The 17,981-nt window shown below is 67.1% G+C and carries 15 protein-coding genes; 5 read left to right on the top strand and 10 right to left on the bottom strand.

Translation table 11 applies throughout. The annotated features are described in order from the left end of the window. Positions 1–2: 2 nt before the first annotated feature. The 3 genes from QM572_RS00965 to QM572_RS00955 all read right to left on the bottom strand — a co-directional run bounded on the left by QM572_RS00965 (position 3) and on the right by QM572_RS00955 (position 3,449). Positions 3–830, bottom strand: a complete 828-nt coding sequence (locus QM572_RS00965; protein WP_415089064.1) for an ABC transporter permease subunit — start codon at positions 828–830, stop codon at positions 3–5. Between the two features lie 322 nt (positions 831–1,152). Then, positions 1,153–1,839 carry a ThuA domain-containing protein gene (locus tag QM572_RS00960; protein WP_415089062.1) on the bottom strand — a complete coding sequence of 229 codons (687 nt, stop codon included), beginning with the start codon at positions 1,837–1,839 and terminating at the stop codon, positions 1,153–1,155. After that, on the bottom strand, positions 1,836–3,449 hold the full coding sequence (locus QM572_RS00955) for a family 43 glycosylhydrolase (protein WP_415089060.1): 1,614 nt from the start codon (positions 3,447–3,449) through the stop codon (positions 1,836–1,838). The genes QM572_RS00960 and QM572_RS00955 overlap by 4 nt, the downstream gene beginning before the upstream one ends. Before the next feature lie 104 nt (positions 3,450–3,553). Here QM572_RS00955 and QM572_RS00950 point away from each other — a divergent pair, with 104 nt between their 5' ends. Further along, positions 3,554–4,582, top strand: coding sequence for a LacI family DNA-binding transcriptional regulator (locus tag QM572_RS00950; RefSeq protein WP_415089058.1), 1,029 nt, complete (start codon positions 3,554–3,556; stop codon positions 4,580–4,582). A 27-nt stretch (positions 4,583–4,609) separates the two neighbouring features. Here QM572_RS00950 and QM572_RS00945 read toward each other — a convergent pair whose 3' ends face one another. Genes QM572_RS00945 through QM572_RS00920 form a run of 6 tightly spaced genes read right to left on the bottom strand, consistent with a single transcriptional unit; the run spans position 4,610 to position 12,006 of the window. Continuing rightward, complete coding sequence (locus QM572_RS00945; protein ID WP_415089056.1) at positions 4,610–6,421, bottom strand: ABC transporter ATP-binding protein; 1,812 nt, start codon at positions 6,419–6,421, stop codon at positions 4,610–4,612. Further along, the gene (locus QM572_RS00940; protein WP_415089054.1) at positions 6,422–7,696 is read right to left on the bottom strand and encodes an AGE family epimerase/isomerase; all 1,275 of its coding nucleotides are present in this window, start codon (positions 7,694–7,696) and stop codon (positions 6,422–6,424) included. It lies immediately after the preceding gene. Continuing rightward, positions 7,693–8,859, bottom strand: a complete 1,167-nt coding sequence (locus QM572_RS00935) for a glycerate kinase (RefSeq protein WP_415089052.1) — start codon at positions 8,857–8,859, stop codon at positions 7,693–7,695. The genes QM572_RS00940 and QM572_RS00935 overlap by 4 nt, the downstream gene beginning before the upstream one ends. Positions 8,860–8,864: 5 nt before the next feature. Further along, entirely contained in the window at positions 8,865–9,704 is an 840-nt protein-coding gene (locus QM572_RS00930) for a sugar phosphate isomerase/epimerase family protein (RefSeq protein WP_415089050.1), read from the bottom strand. Further along, positions 9,701–10,861 (bottom strand): dihydrodipicolinate synthase family protein, encoded by a 1,161-nt coding sequence (locus QM572_RS00925; protein WP_415089048.1) that lies wholly within the window; start codon positions 10,859–10,861, stop codon positions 9,701–9,703. The genes QM572_RS00930 and QM572_RS00925 overlap by 4 nt, the downstream gene beginning before the upstream one ends. Next, positions 10,858–12,006, bottom strand: coding sequence for a Gfo/Idh/MocA family protein (locus QM572_RS00920; RefSeq protein ID WP_415089046.1), 1,149 nt, complete (start codon positions 12,004–12,006; stop codon positions 10,858–10,860). The genes QM572_RS00925 and QM572_RS00920 overlap by 4 nt, the downstream gene beginning before the upstream one ends. Positions 12,007–12,175: 169 nt before the next feature. On the opposite strand from QM572_RS00920, the gene QM572_RS00915 reads away from it, so the two are divergent. From QM572_RS00915 to QM572_RS00900, 4 genes are read left to right on the top strand one after another with little or no spacing between them, the layout of a single operon-like run. Further along, a complete protein-coding gene (locus QM572_RS00915; RefSeq protein ID WP_415089044.1) occupies positions 12,176–13,168 on the top strand; it encodes a hydroxyacid dehydrogenase in 993 nt (330 codons plus the stop codon). Continuing rightward, complete coding sequence (locus QM572_RS00910; RefSeq protein WP_415089042.1) at positions 13,165–14,112, top strand: PfkB family carbohydrate kinase; 948 nt, start codon at positions 13,165–13,167, stop codon at positions 14,110–14,112. The genes QM572_RS00915 and QM572_RS00910 overlap by 4 nt, the downstream gene beginning before the upstream one ends. Further along, complete coding sequence (locus tag QM572_RS00905; protein WP_415089040.1) at positions 14,106–16,031, top strand: DUF2264 domain-containing protein; 1,926 nt, start codon at positions 14,106–14,108, stop codon at positions 16,029–16,031. The genes QM572_RS00910 and QM572_RS00905 overlap by 7 nt, the downstream gene beginning before the upstream one ends. Then, positions 16,028–16,831 carry an alpha/beta fold hydrolase gene (locus QM572_RS00900; RefSeq protein WP_415089038.1) on the top strand — a complete coding sequence of 268 codons (804 nt, stop codon included), beginning with the start codon at positions 16,028–16,030 and terminating at the stop codon, positions 16,829–16,831. Before QM572_RS00905 ends, QM572_RS00900 begins: the two co-directional genes overlap by 4 nt. Positions 16,832–17,174: 343 nt before the next feature. Here QM572_RS00900 and QM572_RS00895 read toward each other — a convergent pair whose 3' ends face one another. After that, positions 17,175–17,966, bottom strand: coding sequence for a 1-acyl-sn-glycerol-3-phosphate acyltransferase (locus QM572_RS00895; RefSeq protein ID WP_415089036.1), 792 nt, complete (start codon positions 17,964–17,966; stop codon positions 17,175–17,177). Between the last annotated feature and the right edge of the window lie 15 nt (positions 17,967–17,981).

Genomic DNA, 17,981 nt, shown 5'->3' with positions numbered 1-17,981 from the left:
GATTAGAGGAGCGACGAATCGCGTGAGAACCGGCGGGTGAGGAGGGTGGCGACGCCGACCAGCGCGAATCCGACCACCGACTGGAAGAGGCCGATGGCGGCGGTCATGCCGAAGTCCCCCTGGGTACGGAGTGCTCGGTAGACATAGGTGTCGATGACGTCAGTCGACGGGAAGAGTGTCCCGTTATCGCCGACGATGGCGTAGATGGTCCCGAAGTCGCCGAAGAAGATCCGACCGATGCCGAGGATGATCAAGATTGCAGCGGTGGGCTTGAGGAGGGGAGTCGTGATGTGGAGTGCCATGTGGGCTCGTGAGGCGCCGTCGAGCGCCCCCGCCTCGTAAACCTCTTCCGGGATCGATGTGATGGCGGCGAGGAAGATCACGGACGTGTAGCCGCCCATCTGCCAGACCTTGACGATCGTGAGGATCCAGGGCCAGGGGCCTGGTGTCGTGTACCAGTCCACCTCCGGCAGCGACAGGACTCCCAGCATGTTGTTCACTGCACCGCCGGAGCCGCCAAAACCTGACAACAGGACCTGCAGGATCACGCTGATGACGATGGGGGAGACGAAGTAGGGGAAGAAGATGACCGACTGCAGCGGCTTGCGAAGGAACTTGCTTCGGATCTCGTTGAGCATGATGGCCAACGCCAGCCCGACGATCAGGGTCGACGACAGGAACAACACATTCAGGAATACCGTGTTGAAGAGGACACGCCCTGCAGATCCCGAGCTGAAGAAGAAGCGGAAATTGGCCAGGCCCGCCCACGGCGATCCGAAGACGCCGTCGGTGATGTTGAACCTTTGAAACGCAACGACGAGTCCAGCCATCGGAAGATAGGCGAACACAGCGAGCAATGCGATCGCTGGCAGCGCGAGCAGCAGAAGTTGGACCTGCTGCCCGCGCGAGGCTCCCGGCTCGTGACCACTGGAGGCTCCGCGAGACTTCCGTCGCCGAGCGCGAGCCTCCGGCTGTGTCGAGTCTGGAGCGGTCCCCGCGGGAGTGGGTGTGCTGACGAGGGTCATTCGAACGAGGCCTTGTTGCTAGTCATCAGTGCTCCTTCTGCGCTGGAATGCGCTTTCCCGACTGTAATGCGTGTGTGACGTAAAGCACAACGGATCGTCGCAAGTTCTCGGAAACGGCTTTCCTCTGTCATCGGACCCGGTTGGCTAGCCACTTCAGCTCGGCCCGCAACATCAGGGCGCGATCCCTCGACTCATAGGAGCGAGTTGAGTGCCCGAGGCCGTCGTAGATGACCGACGGAGCCGCTCCCGAACGCCAGGCGACTGGGTGTTCGGTTCCTTGCCATGTCGTCGTGACGAGCACGGTCGAGGCAGTGGCGACGTCCAGAGCGCAGTAACGCTCGTCATTGGCACGTATGACGTCGTCCAGTGAGCCAAGCACTCCCGATGCGTCCTCCGGTGACCGCACAAGGTCGAACTCGGCCGGCCCCTCGGGCGGGTGGAAGGACTGACCCGGGATCCATTGGCCGCCGAGCAGGTCGTGCCAGCCGGGGGAGTCGTTGAAGGTGTTCGCGGACTGATGCATGGCGAGCACGGGGAGCCCGTCGCGCACGGCATCGGCGAACTCCTCATGAGCGGGCTGCCACTCATCCGGGCCGCCGTCGAACGCAGGATCGATCCGGCCGGTGCCTGCGTTGACGACCACGAGGTCGTAGTCGCCCGCGCTGTGGAGGGTCTGGTGGAAGGTGGATCGAACGTCGACCCGGTGGCCGAGGTCGTGCAGTTCGCTCGCGATGCACCAGGATGTGGCGGCGTGATCGTGCCAGGGGTCTTCGTACCTTCCGCGGCCAGCGATGATAAGCGCGCGCACCGTCATGACGGAGCCTTGGCGCTGGGGTCGTCAGTCTGCGAGATGACGCTGACGCCGGCGAACTCGGCTGACATCGTCCCGGGCCCAGTGTCCTCGGCGAACAAGACGATCATGGTTCCGGTGAACCGGAGGGCGCCTCCCCAGTCGTCGGAGAGGCTTGCCATGTCTAGGGGCTTGCCCACGTGCCTCCAGCCGTCGCCGTCGGGAGACGCCTCGAAGCGGAGCACTAGGCCGTCAATCGAGGCTCGCAGATGCACTGACGGCCATTCGTCGACGAGGATCCCCGAGCGAGTCTCGTGGTAGCGATCGCCGTCCGTGGAGGACACGACGAGTTCGGCACGGCCGTCGTAGCACGTGACAGTGACGAGGTGGTGGCCTCGTCGGTCGTACCAGAGGCCGAGACCCGCGCGCTGGGCATGGAGACGTGGCTTCACGGCGAGCTTTGTCGCGATGGCGCAATGGGTGCTGAGAAGGCGGGTGGCGATCAGGCTCACACCTACGGACGCAAACACACTGCGGCGCCCGCGGAGGCGTAGCCAGCCGGGCCGGGTGGAGAGATCGACCCACGACGGATCGGCGGGCTCGCGGAGCGTCAGCCATCGGGGATCGAGAGCATCGCCGTCGAATGTGTCCTCGAATCCGCTGGGATAGGGAAGGGGTTGGTCCAGCGCGCTCGCGCGGGCCGGCCAGTGCCCACCGCCGATGAGTCGCAGGCGACCGTCGATCCACTCCACTTCCTGGAGACAGGTCTCCCTGCCAAGGACGCAGACGGGTCCTGTCGTGGAGAGCAGCGGTCGGCTGGCCAGGTGCACGAGCACCCACTCGCCATTCGGACCTCGGACGAGCTCACCGTGACCTGCCTTCTGGAGGGGCCACTGCCAGTTGTCGCGGGTTGTCAGAAGCGGCTCGGGATCGAGGTCATAAGGGCCCTCGATGAACCTCGACCGGCCGGTGCGGATCCCGTGGTTCCAGCCCGTCCCGCCCTCGGCCAGCATGAGGTGGAACCACCCGTCGTGGACATAGAGGTTAGGTCCCTCGAGGAGCTCTTCCGATGTAAGGATAAGACGCTCCTCCCCGACGACATCGGTCTCATTGATCTCTTGGAGGGTGACGCCGGCGAAGGAGAAGTTGTCCGGTCGGTGGTCCCAGCGCATGTTAAGCAGCCAGTGCCGACCATCCTCGTCGTGAAAAATCGACGGGTCGAAGCCCCCGCCGCCCAAGCGGACCGGCTTCGTCCATGGCCCCTCGAGGTCCGAGGCCGTCGTGAGGAAGACGTCGATGTCCTTAAAGGGTCCGCTCCAAGTGTGCACGGCGCCGACGACGAGCCAGTATCGGCTGCCATCGTGTGATAGCGACGGTGCCCAGAGACCACCGGAGTCCGGTACGTCCCTCAGGTCGAGATCGCCGGGATCGGTGAAGACGTATCCGGCTGGCGCCCACGACTGCAGGTCCACGGAGGTGTGGAGCGCGATACCGGGCCACCATTCGAAGGTGCTATTCGCCAACACGTAGACATCTCCGACCTGGATCAGAGAGGGGTCTGGATGGAATCCGGGCAGGATCGGGTTCGGCGGCAGGCTCGTTCTCGTACTGGGATTCGGGCATTCGGGGGTCATCGAGGATCCTTCTTGGTCGTCCCCCGTCGCCGCGCGCTCGCGGAGGCTCGTCGATCGCTAGAATTGGGAATACGTATTCCTGCCGTTGTTCGAGGGGTCTGAAAATGAATCAGCTGGCACCCGGACCAGTGACGCTCATGGACGTCGCCAACGAGGCCGGAGTGTCGCTTGCGACTGCGTCGCGAGCATTCAACGGCAGCAAGCGCAAGGTAGGGGAGGAGCTCCGGCAGCGTGTCTTGGCAGCAGCAGTCAAGCTCAACTATTCCGCCAACGCGCCGGCGCAGGCGATGGCGAAGGGGCGAACCAACGTCGTGGGCCTGGTGGTGCACGACATCGCTGACCCGTACTTCTCCTCGATCGCCGCTGGCGTCGTGCGGGCGGCGGACGAACACCACCTGCTTGTTTCCTTGGGTACGACGGTGCACCGGCCGGAGCGCGAGCTCGAATACCTCGCGAGCCTGCGCGGTCAGCGAAGCCGAGCAGCCATCCTCGTCGGCAGTCGAACAGCGGACGCCAGACTCACCGCGCGTCTCAGCCGCGAGATCGTCGCTTTTCAGGGATCGGGGGGCCATGTCGTCGCTGTGAGCCAGGCCAAGTTCCCCGTCGACACCATCGCCATCGAGAACCGCAAGGGCGCCCGCGCGCTCGCGGCCGAACTCGTCGAACTGGGCTACCGGCGGTTCGCCGTGCTGGCGGGTCCGACGGAGCTTCTGACAGCAAAAGACCGCGTCAATGGGTTCCGTGACGCCCTCACGAAAGCGGGTCTGCCCGCGCCGGTCCTGCTGCGAGGCGCCTTCACCCGGGATGGCGGCCACGACGCGATGGCCCATCTCCTTGACTCCCATCACCAGGTCGACTGCGTTTTCGCAGTGAACGACGTCATGGCGGTCGGCGCCATGGCCGCCTGCCGGACGCGCGGCGTGCGTCCGGGCATCGACATCGGGCTCGCGGGGTTCGACGATATCGGGACCCTTCGTGACATCCACCCGAGCCTGACTACGGTCAGGCTTCCGCTCGAGCAGATCGGAGAGCTGGCCCTCGAGCTCGTGCTGACGGCAGATCACCAGCCTCCGCGGCGCAGACGGGTGTCGGGCGAGGTCGTCATACGCGATAGCACGCCGCGTCGAGTGTGACTTCGGAGGAATGGTGCCGCACCTCCTTCAGCCCGCCTGGCTCTGAAGAAGGTGCGCATATCTGCCGCCGGCTTCGGCGAGCTCCTCGTGGGATCCGCTCTCGACGATGCGCCCGCGGTCGAGTACGACGATGCGATCCGCAGTGCGCACGGTGCTGAGGCGATGCGCGACCACCAGCGTCGTGCGGTCCCGTCGGAGCCGTTCCAGGGCGTCTCGAACGGCACTCTCGGCGTGGATGTCGAGCGCGGATGTGGCCTCGTCGAGGATGAGCACGCGTGGGTCGCGGATCAGGGCACGTGCGATGGCGAGCCGCTGGCGCTGGCCACCGGACAGCCGAGAGCCGAGCCCGCCGACGGGGGTGTCCCAGCCATCGTCGAGCGACTGGACGAATGTCCAAGCATTGGCGTCCTGGAGCGCCTGCTGGACGCGTGCGTCCGACGCGCTCTCGAGGCCGTACGAGATGTTCTCGCGGATTGAACCCTCGAACAGCACTGGCTCTTGCGGGACGACGGAGAAGAATCGGCGCGCCGAACGCAGGTCGATCCCCGCCATGTCTACCCCGTCGAGCTGAATGGTGCCCTCCGTGGGGCGGATGAAGCCCAGGGCAAGGTTGATCAATGTGGACTTGCCCGCGCCCGAGGGCCCGACGAAGGCGATGGTCTCTCCCGGCTCGATGCGAAGGCTCACTCGTGAGAGGACGGACTCGGGGCTGTCGGGAAAGGCGAAGCCGACGTCGTCGAAGACTAGGCGGCCGGTTACCCGGCCGAGGGTCGGCTTGCCGCGATTTTCCTCGATGTCCTCCTCCTGAAGAACCTCAGCGACCGAGCGAAGGGACTCGCGACCTCGCGCGACGATCGGCGCAAGTGCGAACGCGTTGGTGGTGGCATTGGTGACGATGGTGAAGTAGGTGCTCAGCAGCACAACCTCGCCGGGGGTGATGGAGAGCCAACCCGTGACCGACGCTGTAGCCGCGCTGATCAAGCAGATGACCCCGAGAGTTTGGTAGCTCACCCATGAAAGCGCGCCGAAGCGCCCGTTGAGGCGGTCGAGCCGTACGCCGGCATTGCGTACCCCAGCGGCGGTGTCGAGCACGCGCTCAGTCGCCACCTGTTCGAGGCCATGCGCGCGGGTGAGCGCCGCGAGCGACGTCATCTCGCCGACCTGTCGGGAGAGACGCTCGACCTCGCGGCGGAAGGTCTCGTTGCGCTCATGGGAGCGAACGCGCAACCAATGCATGAGCGCTACAGCGACCGGCACCATCAACACGAAGAGAACTGCGAACTCGGGAACGCGGATCAGTACGACGATGCCGGCGCCGACGATCACGCCGACGGCACTCATCACGGGCGCGAAGACCTGCTGCAACATCAGCTCTACGTTCTCGACGTCACGCACCACCTTGCTCTGTGTCACCGATGCCCCGAGGCGAGCGTGGAATCCTATGCTGAGTTCTTGGAGCCGATGCGTGAGAGCGTTACGCAGCCAAGCGCCGATGTCGCGGACAGTCGCGGATAGGTTGCGGACGAACACTGCGTTGGCCGGTAGGTTGAGCACGATAGTGGCAGCGCCGATCGCTCCGTTGATCAAGACGGGGGCGAGGGAGGTGCCGGCGACGACGGCATCAACGATGTTCGCTGTAACGATCGGCATGACCCAGAACGGCGCGTCCTTGATGAAGAACGCGACGGTGCCGGCGACGACGCGCCGTCGATGCGGTGCGGCGAGATGAGCGATGGACCGCCACGGGTGGACGGGATCTACCGCTGTGGCCGCGTCGATCACCCGTCGCGGACGACCAGCAACGCGGACGTTCGTGCCGGTTGGAGGGCCGAGTGCCATTCAGCCCTCGCCCATCGGGCTCGTCGCGGGACTGGACGAGGCGGTCGCCCGCCTGCGTTGCGCGAGATCGTACGCACCGCCCGCGAAGGAGATGGGCCGGTTGAGTTCTGGCAGCAGTGAGGCCTGGTAGGCGTGGTAAACGTCGGGCTTGCCTTGCCATACGGTGGCGGCGGGTCGGTTCTCCGGGTCGAGTTCGTGACGCCAGGAGCCTGTCCCGTCGAGGAGGTACTCGCACGCGTAGTCCCACCATTGCCCATACCAATCAAGGTACTGCTGGTCGCCGGTGGCCTCGTGTAAGGACCATGCTGTCGCGATCGCCTCGGTGACGACCCAGTGCAGTCGGTCGCGGACGACGGCTCTGCCGTCGAAGTCGGTGGTGTAGACGAAGCCGGCGGTGCCGTCCACCCCCCACCCGTCGCAAACCGCCACATCGAACATCGATCGGGCGTGGTCGAGAAGCCGCGGCGACGCGTCCGAGCCGACCGCGGTCTGTACGTGGACGGCGAGCCGGGCCCACTCGAGCAGGTGCCCGATCGTGACCCCGAAGGGTCGGAACGGATGGGCAGGATCGCCACGGTTGTAATCGAGTCTTGCGGTCCAGTCGGCGGCGAAGTGCTCGGGCATGCGATAGCCGTGGGGCGCGGCGAACTCCTCCACGACTCGTGTCAAAATGCGGTGGGCCCGCTGCAGCCAGATGGCGTCGGTGGTCACGTCGCCGACAGCGAGAAGCGCCTCGACCGTGTGCATGTTGGCATTGATCCCTCGATAGTTCTCGAGGGCGCTCCAGTCGCGATTCCACACATCCACGACGAGGTCGTCCGCTGTTCGCCAGAACCGCTCGTCGTGGACCGACAGCGCGTCGTCGAGCAGTGAACGTGCGTCTGGATGGCCGGCGGTAAGAGCGCTTGAGGCGGCGAGAAGGACAAAAGCGTGACCGTAGCCCTCTTTGGCCGTCGCGGTTGGGCCGTGCGTGCCGACGGCGGAATACCATCCGCCGTGGACGTCATCGTGAAGCCGGCCTCGCAGCGCCTGCACCCCGTGGTCCAGCAGCGGCGCGCAGCCGCTATCACCCTCGAGTACGCCGAGTGCGAAAACGTGGGTCATTCGGCAGGTGATCCAGAGTTCGACGTCGCGATCCTCACGCCTGTCGCCGGCGTCGTCGAGCCAGCCGAAGCCTCCTCCCGGAGCGGCAGAGGCGGCGGCGAACCTTCGCAGGTCGGCGCGATGCCGGCGCAGCCACGCGAGAGTCGGTCCATCCTGATTTGCGTGCTTCATGCGCTCTCCAGCGTCGACGTAGTCCTCGGTGCCGCTGGGCCCGCACTTTGACTGGAGTCAGTCGTGACGGCGGTATCGGACGCTGCGAGCGCAGCCAAGCGTTCGCCGGCGTTCTCCAGCCACATCCCCGGGTCGGCCATCGCCGCCTCGACAGACCCGGCCATCCGAGCGAGCTGAACGGTGCCAGCCAGCTGCGGGGCGTCGCCTGTCTGCTGTCCCACGCAAGCCCAGACGGGGAGGCCGAATCGGGCGCCCGTCGAGGTGACGTGCCCAACGACCTTTCCCTGGAATGACTGCCGGTCCAAGCGGCCTTCGCCCGTGACCACCAGATCGACGTCGCTGACGAGGTCGTCGAGCCGTACGCGACGCGCGATCGCCTCGACGCCAGGCGATAGTCGGGCACCCCACAACGCGACGAGTCCGTAGGCCGTCCCTCCGGCTGCCCCGCTTCCGGGATTTCCGACAGGATGTCCGACGACGTGCGCGTAGTGGAGCAGTCCGGCTTCCAGCTCGTCGATCTGTGCGGCGTCGGCGCCCTTCTGCGCGGCGAACTGGTGGGCGGCGCCGTCGGGTCCGACCAGTGGGGCATCGACGTCGACGAGGACTTCGACTCCTTGACCGGGCGGCGCGATGAGACGACTAGTGTCGATGCGCGCGAGGTCGGTCAGGTGGACACCGCCTAGGGGAATCCGGCTCCGGCCGGGGCCGCAGAATTTTGCTCCGAGAGCGGTGAGTGCTCCGGTTCCCCCGTCGGTGCTCGCGGAGCCGCCGAGGGCTGCAACGATCTTCCGGACGTCCGGGTGCTTGGCTGCGGCGGCAAGCAGCTCACCGAAGCCGTGTGTATGAGCCTGCATCGGGTCGAGCTCTTTCAAGAGGGGCAGGCCGCTCGCGGCGGCAAGCTCGACGAACGCCGTGCCGTCAGGACAGAGGAGCCACGGCGCCATGACGGGTCCTCCGGGTCCGAGTACCCGCACGAACCGGCGGAGGGACCCCGGTGTGGTGCTCGCCAGCACGTCAAGAGAGCCCTCGCCTCCATCCGCCATTGGTTGCAGGACAACGGTGTCCGCCGGGCGTGCCCGGAGCCAGCCGCGGCTGAGCGCAGCGGCAACCTCGGGGGCGCCGACCGTTCCCTTGAACGAGTCGGGAGCGATGAGGACGCGCATCGGACTCAGGCCGCGACCGGCGCGAGCTCGGAGACGAAGCGAAACTTCATTGTCTCCAGCACCGAGTCGGGGTCGGTCGCCCAGACCTCGGCGTTGAAGATCTCGACCTCGATGTCGCCGTCGTAACCCGCCTTGGTCATCAGGTCCAGATGGTGCCGGAAGTCGATGTGCCCGCTGCCCATCATCCCGCGCGCCAACAGTGTGTCTGCTGGCAGCGGAGTGATCCAGTCGCAGACCTGGAAGCTTGCGATTCGCTTCCCAGCGCGTGCTACTTGCGCCTCGAGCTGCGGGTCCCACCAGACATGGAAGGAGTCGACGACCACGCCTACCTGCTCGGCAGTGAACTGCTCGGCGAGGTCGAGCGCCTCGCCGAGGGTCGAGCACACACCGCGGTCGGCGGCGTAGATGGGGTTCATCGGCTCCAGGGCCAGGCGTACGCCCGCATCAGCTGCTGCCGGCGCAAGGGTGGCGATGGCCTCGGCTACGCGTGCCCGAGCGCCCGGAAGATCCTTGGATCCCGGAGGCAGGCCGCCGACGACCATCACTAGGCACGCCGCGTCCAGGGTGTGCGCCTCGTCGAGGGCGCGCAGGTTCTCCTCGATTGCGGCGCGCCTTAACGACTCCTCGATGCCGGTCAGGAATCCGCCACGGCATAGTGACGAGACCCGAAGGCCGGCGTCCCGGATGAGACGCGCGGACTTCTCGAGGCCGGTGTCCGCGAGTGGCTCGCGCCATACCCCGATCGAGCCGATGCCGTGGCGGACGCATCCCTCGACCGCCTCCGGGAGCGACCATGAGTTGGTGGTCTTCTGATTGAGGGACAGCCGGCTGATGAGGTCACTCATCGCGTCATCCCGACGCTCGCCAGGAAGGTGCCCATCCGCTCTGCCGCGAGATCCGGATCGGGAAGCAGCCCGGCGGCATCAGCGAGTCGGAAGGTCTCGACGAGGTGCAGAGGGCTGCGCCCGTTCTGCAGCCCTCCGACCATGCCGAAGCCGGACTGGTGACCGCAGAGCCACGCGAGGAAGGCGATGCCCGTCTTGTAGTAGTAGGTCGGAGCCGCGAACACATGGCGCGCCAAGGGGAGTGTCGGCCCGAACGCGGCGTCGTAGTCGTCGACGTTGCCGCCCTCGAGAGCTTGGAGGGCGGCCGAGGCTGCCGGCGCGATCCCGGCGAAGATGCCGAGCAGCGCGTCGGAGTAGTGCGCTCCGTCGCCTTGGATCAGCTCGGGGTAGTTGAAGTCGTCACCGGTGTAGAGCCGTACGTCCGTGGGAAGCGCAGCGCGTAGCGCCTTCTCATGCTCCGCATCCAGCAATGAGACCTTCACCCCGTCGACCTTCTCGGCGTTGTCGCGGACGAGGTCCAGGAACGCGTCGGTGGCGGTGGAGACGTCCGCCGAGCCCCAGTAGCCCGCCAGGGCGGGGTCGAAGGCAGTGCCGAGCCAGTGCAGGATCACCGGCCCCTCAGTCTGGGCCAGCAACCGGTCATAGACCTTCCGGTAGTCCTCGGTGTCCCGGGCGGCACGGGCGAGCTGGCGGCTGGCCATGATGATGGCGCGGGCACCGGTCGACTCGACGAAGGCGGTCTGCTCCTCGTAGCCCGCGAGGATGCTGTCGAGATCGGTGATGTCGTCGGCCAGGTGGTCGGTTCCCGCACCTGCCGCGACGCGGGCGCCGGCCGCGGCTGCCTCCGCGGCGCTTCGACGGATCAGCTCCTGCGTCGCTGGCCAGTCGAGTCCCATTCCGCGCTGGGCGGTGTCCATCGCTTCCGCGAGCCCCAAGCCGTAGGAGAAGAGATGGCATCGGAACCCCAGCGTGGCGTCCCAGTCGATGACGGCGGGAGCTCCGGGAACATTGTCCCCGAAGGGGTCGGTCACGACGTGTGCGGCCGCATACGCAATGCGGACCGTGAGCGGCGTTGCGGGTTGTGCCCATGAAGTGGGCTCGCGCAGGGTGTGCGCGCTCCAGGTGCGGTCGGCATCGGGCAGGTCGATGGACGTCACAGTGTCAGCTCGCCAAGCTCGATACGGCGTCCCTCGGCGGACGAGCGCAGCCCCTCCTCGGCGAGCCGCACTCCGCGGGCGCCCGACATGAAGTCGTAGGGGTGCTCCGCATCGTCGACGAGCGAGCGGAGGAACAACTCCCACTGCGCCTTGAACCCATTGTCGAAGGTCTGGCGATCCGGCACGTCCTGCCACTGGTCGCGATAGGCGATGGCGTCGCGCAGGTCGGGGTTCCACACCGGTTTCGGGGTGGCTGCGCGGTGTTGGATGCGACAGCCGAAGAGGCCGGCGACCGCGCTTCCCTCAGTCCCGTCGACCTGGAATTCGACCAGCTCGTCTCGGTGGACGCGGACTGCCCAGGAAGAGTTCAGCGAGACGATCGCACCGCCGTCCAGTTCGAAGATTCCGTACGCTGCGTCGTCGGCCGTCGCCGTGTACGGCTTGCCCGCCTCGTCCCAACGCTGAGGAATGTGAGTGACCGCGCGTGCGGTGACCGCGCGCACCGGTCCGACGATGTTCTCCAGGACGTAGTTCCAGTGGCAGAACATGTCGGTGGTCACGCCACCTCCGTCCTCGGCGCGATAGTTCCAGCTGGGACGCTGAGCGGGCTCGAGGTCGCCTTCGAAGACCCAGTAGCCGAACTCGCCTCGGATCGACAGGATCTGGCCGAAGAAGCCGGACTCGACAAGCTGCCGAAGCTTGATTAGTCCGGGCAGATATAGCTTGTCGTGGACGACGCCGTTGGCGACGCCGGCGTCCTGAGCGGCGCGAGCGAGTCGGAGCGCGCCCTCGAGCGACTCGGAGATCGGCTTCTCGGTGTAGATGTGCTTTCCGGCCGCGATGGCCTTGAGGATCGACTCCTCGCGCACGGTCGTCAGCTGAGCATCGAAATACACCTCGCCCGATCCGGCGAGCGCCTCGTCCAGGTCGGTCGTCCAGCGAGAGATCCCGTGCTGGTCGGCGATCTCCTTGACACGCTCAGCGTTGCGGCCGACGAGGATCGGGTCGACCTGGAGGCGGGACCCGTCGGACAGGTGGATGCCGCCAGCGTCACGGATGGCCAGGATCGATCGGACGAGATGCTGTCGGTAGCCCATCCGGCCGGTGATGCCGTTCATGATGATGCCGAGGGTCTTGGTGGTCATGGTGGTCCCTTGCACAGTTGGAAAGCGCTTGCCGTGACGCTACTCTCGCCTTGCGTCGATGTGCAAGAGGTCACATTTTGAGCGCGGTAAGCGGTTACCGGCGCAACGGGATGGTGTGGCCGGTACCTAGCGAAATGGAGCGAACTACATGAGTTCTCGACCTCGTGCCATGCTGGCGATGGCGCCCGATCTGCCCGACCGGCTGTTTAATCATGGTTCTCGGCAGCGACTTTCCGCGGCCTTTGAAATCGATTGGGATCAGCCGGTGGTCTCGGACCTGACCGCGCTTCCGGGCGAATGGCTTGCCGGTGTTGAGGTCCTGCTTACCGGGTGGGGTGCGGCAGAGATCGATGCCGGGCTGTTGTCTCGCATGCCGGATCTTCGGTCGATCCACCACGCGGCCGGCTCGGTTCGGCGTCTTGTGGGCGATTCCTGCTGGGACCGGGGGATCAGGGTGACAACGGCCGCGGAGGCCAATGCGATCCCGGTGGGCGAGTACGCGGCTGCCATGATCGTGCTCGCAGCCAAGCAGATCTTCCGCAGTCAGGTCCTCTATCGCGCTCGGCGTGCGTTCATCCCGCGCGAGAAGGAGTTTCCGCACGCGGGAAACTTCGGCACGGTCATCGGGCTGGTCGGTGCCTCGCGGATCGGCCGGCATGTGATCGAGCTGCTGCGCAGCCACCAACTCGATGTGCTCGTGTACGACCCGTTTCTCGGCGAGGAGGAGGCTGAGGCGTTCGGTGTCGAGGTTGTGTCCCTCGAGGATCTGTTCACCCGATCGGCGGTCGTCAGCCTGCACGCGCCGCTTATGCCGGCAACGGCCGGCATGGTGACCGCGGAGCTGCTTGGACGAATGCAGGATGGCGCGACCCTCATCAACACAGCCCGCGGCGGACTCGTCGACGCCGACGCCCTCGAGAGCGAACTCGTCTCGGGACGCCTCTGGGCGGTGCTCGACGCTACGGATCCGAACGAGCCGTTGCCCCCCGACTCCGCGCTCTACGAGTTGCCCAACGTGGTGGTGACACCGCACATGGCAGGAGCGGTGGGCAACGAGTTGCAGCGGCTCGGCGACCACGCTGTCGAGCAGGCGCTGCGAGCGCATCGCGGCGAGCCGCTCGCAGGCGAGGTCACCCGCGAAACGGTCGGTGAGCTGGCATGACAGAAGCGGCGTACGCCCTCGTCATCGGCGAGTCGATCGTGGACATCGTGCGCTCGCCGGATGGTCACGTCGTCGAGCACGACGGCGGCAGTGGTGCGAACACCGCCGTCGCGCTCGCTCGGCTCGGACGCCCCGTGCGCTTCGCGACAGCCTTCGCAGGCGACGACCGTGGTGTGCGCCTCGGCCGGCGTCTTGACGATGCCGGCATCCGCACGGCAACCGACCCTCATGTCGTCGCGCGCACCTCGAGTGCGACGGCCGAGCTCGCCGAGGACGGATCCGCCCGCTACGATTTCGACCTCGAGTGGCGGCTCGGCCCGACAACGATGGAATATCCGCCGCACATCGTGCATTTCGGCTCCCTCGCGGCTGTTCTTCAGCCGGGCGCTACGCAGGTCATGCGCCTCGCCGGCCGATTCCGAGATCGGGCTCTGGTGAGCTACGACATCAACATGCGGCCGACAGCGACGGGTGTCAGCGCCACGGTGGTCGGAGCGGTCGAGCTGGCCGTGTCCCTGGCCCATGTGGTGAAGGCCAGCAACGAAGACCTCGCCGTGCTCTACCCCGGCCTCGATCTGGACGATGCCGCGCACCGACTCCTCCACCTTGGGTCCAGCGCGGTGGTCGTCACGCGCGGCGCTGACGGAGCCGCCTGGTTCGACACGAAACGACGAATCGACGTAGCCGCCCAGCCAACCACCGTTGTTGACACCATTGGAGCCGGCGACACGTTCAGCGCAGCGATGCTGGACGCTCTGTGGAACGAGCCCAAGCCGGCCGGGCTCTCAGGGCCGGGTGTCTGTGCGCTGCTGGCGTACGGCGCGCGCGCGGCGGCCATCACCGTGTCTCGCCCGGGGGCCAACCCGCCGCGGCGTGATGAGCTCGATCTGGACTCGCGCGAGGCCGGCGGCGTCCACCCCGTCTCGGTCTCGGAGGCGTGGTGAGCCGATCCGCGGGTGCGGCGCGCGGTGAATGGGAGGCCGCTGCCGACGTTCTCATCGATACGGCTCGCCGCCTGCGTACCGTCGACGGTGCCGGTGTCGTCTTTCCCGGTGGACGTCCTTCGGACAACGGGCCCGCCATCGACGCGCTCGAGGGATTCGCTCGGTCCTTCTGGCTGGCGGCGTGCAGGATGCCGTACGCCGACGACTCCCGGCGTGAGGAGATCGCTGCCGACTACATCGCCGGTCTTCGAGCCGGACCAACGGCGTGGCCCTCGCTCGAGATCCCGCAGACGATGGTCGAAGCCGCCTCAATTGCCTTCGGCCTTTGGGCATCGCGGACCTGGACCTGGGACCGGCTGCGTGCTGCAGAGCAGGAACGACTTGCTGAGTGGCTCCTCGCGGCCGTCTCTCGGCCAGGGCTGAACGGGAACTGGCTGCTCTTCCGGGCGCTCACCCATGCCGCCCTGCGGAGCTTCGGCCTCGACATCCCTCACGAGCCGACGTTCGAGGCGCTGGACGCGACGGAGACCTACTACCGCGGAGACGGCTGGTACACGGACGGTGGAGACGAGTCGTCGAGAAAGTTCGACTACTACAACGCCTGGTCCTTCGCGACCTACCCGCTGCTGTGGGCTCTCATCGAGGGCGACCACCTCGATCCACGTCGAACCGACCGCTTCCGCGCACATGCCGCGTCCTACCTCGAATGGCTGCCCCGGCTTATCGGGTCCGACGGCGCGCCGGTCTATCAGGGCCGATCCCTCATCTACCGAGCCGGCATGACCGCCCCGCTATGGGCGGCCGAGCTCGCCGGCGTGCCTGGGCGTCCCGGGACGGCAGTGAGCGCGTCGACAAGGGTGCTCCGATGGTTCCGCGAGCACGGCTCGTTCCCAGAAGGTGTCGCCACCCTGGGCTGGACCCGCGCCTTCGCCCCGATGGCGCAGGGCTACTCCGGCCCGGGTTCGCCCCTGTGGCTCAGCAAGGCCTTCCTCGGGCTGCTGCTCCCGGCCGACGCTCCCGCGTGGCGAGCGGAGCCGGCCCCGCTTCCGATCGACGCCGGCGACCACATCTGGACGGCTGCTGAGCCTGGATGGCTCGTGAGCGCGACCGCCGGCGACGGATTGGTCCGCGTCCTCAATCACGGCACGGGCAGGCGTCGGGACGAGATCGACCCGCACTCCGCGACGCTCCGGGACGACCCGAACTACAACCGACTCGCCTACTCGACGGCCACGGCGCCCACGTTGGACGGTGCCCGGCTCGGTGAGCCCGGTGGGGTGGCTGACAACTCGATCATCGTGCGCGACAGCGCCGGCCGGACGGCCCACCGCGCCGTGCCCCGCCCGCTGGTCTGGAGCCAGCGGATCATCGCGAGCGCCTTCGATCTGATCGTGCCGGAGACCGGCGACAAGGTCGCCGGCGTCATCGCCGTGTCAGTGTGCGACGGTCCTACCGAACTCCGCATGGTCCGATTCGACCGCAGCATGCATCAGGCCGAGCTGACCGGCTGGCCGGTGTCGGGAGCTTCCATCGACGTGGACCTCGACGCGGGCGTGCGCCTGGTGGCCGACGACGGCCTCTGCTCGCAGCTCCGGCCGATCGGCTCGGCGGAAGTCGCAGCGGATCCGGCCGGCCCGACGGCGTTCGGCGATCGGACCGTCGTTCCGCTGGTGCGACTCCGATCGCTCGCCGGCGGCGAGTGGCGCGGTGTGCTATTGAGCCTGACTCGAGCTCCCGAGACGAACTCGCGGCTCTGCACGCTCGGCGAGGTGGACGTGAGCCTCGACGGGGGCCACCTGCAGGTGGTCTGGCCGAGCGGCTCTCTCCAGTCTCTGGATCTCGATGCGCTCACTCTGACCGATGCGGGCGAGCCCGCACTCTCGAACTCCGGGATGCCTGGGAAGAAGGACACGCTATGACGACCCGCATCGGCCCCGGCTACATGGTGGTCGACGGCGTCCGCCTGGCCATCCTGGAGGCAGGGCCCCTCGACGCGGACACGACCTTCGTTCTTGTGCACGGCTGGGGCTCCTCGAGTGGCGCGTGGGACCGCCTCATCCCGGAGCTCGCCCCCGAGCATCGCGTTCTCGCCGTCGACCTGCGCGGCCATGGCGGCTCCGAGGTGGGAGAGGAGGCCGTGACGATCGAGCGGATCGTCACTGATCTCGGCGTCGTCCTCGAGATGGCCGGTGTCGAGCAACCGATCGTGATCGGGCACTCGCTCGGCGGGACCATCGCCACGGCGTACGGACTCACGAACCGTGCCGCCCGCGGCGTCGTCGTCATCGACCCGTCCTATGGTGCCGACGAGTCCGAGATGGCGGGCACGTCGGCTCGCCTGGAGGACTACCGGCGGCACGGAGGTCTCACCCCGGCCCGCGGCATCGCGGGTGGGTTCGCGGCGCGGGCCAACCCTTCGCTGCTTCTCTCCGCTCAGCATGCGCTGCTGTGCGCGCAACCGCGAGCCTTGTCCGAACTGTTCGAGTCGAACTACCTCGCGCCGGGCGCGGTGGGCGCGGAGCCGGGGACCCGCGCCTGGCTCGGCCAGCGCACCGTGCCGACGCTCGCCCTGTTCCCCAGCGAATACCGTGCTCGCGTCGACCTCGCCGCCGGAGGCGCGAGTGTGGAGGTCTGGGAGGGCGCCGGTCACTTCCTCCACCAAGAGCAGCCTGAGCGGTTCGCCGCCCTCGTGCGCGCGTGGGCCCCGAACCTGCATTAGCACTCGGCCCACGCGCCCGCATCAGACCCGGCGTAGCACCACCGTCGATCCCGGACGTACCTTCACCAGTCGATGAGCTGCCACGACCGTGCGATGGTGAGCGCCCCAGGAGGCGGGCCCCCCGAAGCTCGCCGGCCGCCGCGGCACGGTGAAAGTCCGGTCCGAGCTCATATTCATGGCGACGAGGTAGTGGCCGTAGGTGAGCAGGTGGAACGGGCCGGGCCGGCGAGCATCTCCTCGACTCCGTCGAAGTGCACGCCCAGTGTCGGTCGGGCACGTCCGATGGGATCGGTGCGAGCCGATAGGTATTGCCCGCGAACGCTTGGTGCACCAGGCATCGGTGCTAGTGCCGAGCCGTCGCGCTCGGCGGAGATGCCCGTCGGCGCACAGCAAGCTCGGAAAGCGCGTCTTGCATGACCTCGGAGACACGGTTCGCGAAGTGAGCCGCAGTTTCCCCGGCCTCGGGTCGCATCGGCCGCAGGACCCTGCTCGACAGCTTCGCGGGCACTGGGAGGTAGGGCAGGAGACCGACCAGTCCGATGTTCAGTCCCCACGGTATCGACAGGGTGACGGGAAGGGCTTTGAGGCGTAGGAGGCGGTCAGTGCGGAGTGCCCTGGCAAGCCACTGTCCGTCCGAGAGGACGAAAAGGGTTTCGCCTGAGCCGGCAGTCGCAATGGGGACGATGGGTACGCCTGCTTCAATCGCCAGCCGCGCGAAGCCGCTTCGGCCCGCGAATAGGATCTTGTCGCAATCACGGCGTGCCTTGAATGCATCGAGGTCACCGCCGGGGAACACCAAGACGTGATTCCCTTGCGCGAGCGCTCGCCGCGCGGCTTCAGCACTGGCCGGGACGGCGCCGATCGCCTCCAAGAGCCGACCGACTCCGAGGGTCCATGCGATCTTGTGAACCAGGATCGTCACGGGGCGGTCGAGCGCAAGCTCTTCGAAGGCCGCCAGAACCGCGAAGACGTTGAGGTCGAAGATGCCGCCGAAGCCGTGGTTGGCAACGAAGAGCGTGGGCACCTCGGGTCTGACCAAGTCTCCGGAGATGTCGAGCCGGTGGTAGTGCCGTACCCACGCGATCTCGCTTCGTTGAATCGCGGCTCCGATGACTTGGAGTCGGTCTCGCGGCATGGGTAACGGTCCTCT

Origin of the sequence: Nocardioides sp. (genome assembly GCF_047607365.1) — a bacterium.
Classification (GTDB): Bacteria; Actinomycetota; Actinomycetes; order Propionibacteriales; family Nocardioidaceae; genus Nocardioides.
Note: the sequence above shows the minus strand (reverse complement) of the source record. Positions and strands in the feature narration are given on the sequence as shown.

What these genes read in the sequence shown, in the direction of transcription:
- QM572_RS00965 (WP_415089064.1), bottom strand. Translation starts at nt 830, where the DNA reads ATGGCTGGACTCGTCGTTGCGTTTCAAAGGTTCAACATCACCGACGGC.
- QM572_RS00960 (WP_415089062.1), bottom strand. Translation starts at nt 1,839, where the DNA reads ATGACGGTGCGCGCGCTTATCATCGCTGGCCGCGGAAGGTACGAAGAC.
- QM572_RS00955 (WP_415089060.1), bottom strand. Translation starts at nt 3,449, where the DNA reads ATGACCCCCGAATGCCCGAATCCCAGTACGAGAACGAGCCTGCCGCCG.
- QM572_RS00950 (WP_415089058.1), top strand. Translation starts at nt 3,554, where the DNA reads ATGAATCAGCTGGCACCCGGACCAGTGACGCTCATGGACGTCGCCAAC.
- QM572_RS00945 (WP_415089056.1), bottom strand. Translation starts at nt 6,421, where the DNA reads ATGGCACTCGGCCCTCCAACCGGCACGAACGTCCGCGTTGCTGGTCGT.
- QM572_RS00940 (WP_415089054.1), bottom strand. Translation starts at nt 7,696, where the DNA reads ATGAAGCACGCAAATCAGGATGGACCGACTCTCGCGTGGCTGCGCCGG.
- QM572_RS00935 (WP_415089052.1), bottom strand. Translation starts at nt 8,859, where the DNA reads ATGCGCGTCCTCATCGCTCCCGACTCGTTCAAGGGAACGGTCGGCGCC.
- QM572_RS00930 (WP_415089050.1), bottom strand. Translation starts at nt 9,704, where the DNA reads ATGAGTGACCTCATCAGCCGGCTGTCCCTCAATCAGAAGACCACCAAC.
- QM572_RS00920 (WP_415089046.1), bottom strand. Translation starts at nt 12,006, where the DNA reads ATGACCACCAAGACCCTCGGCATCATCATGAACGGCATCACCGGCCGG.
- QM572_RS00915 (WP_415089044.1), top strand. Translation starts at nt 12,176, where the DNA reads ATGCTGGCGATGGCGCCCGATCTGCCCGACCGGCTGTTTAATCATGGT.
- QM572_RS00910 (WP_415089042.1), top strand. Translation starts at nt 13,165, where the DNA reads ATGACAGAAGCGGCGTACGCCCTCGTCATCGGCGAGTCGATCGTGGAC.
- QM572_RS00900 (WP_415089038.1), top strand. Translation starts at nt 16,028, where the DNA reads ATGACGACCCGCATCGGCCCCGGCTACATGGTGGTCGACGGCGTCCGC.
- QM572_RS00895 (WP_415089036.1), bottom strand. Translation starts at nt 17,966, where the DNA reads ATGCCGCGAGACCGACTCCAAGTCATCGGAGCCGCGATTCAACGAAGC.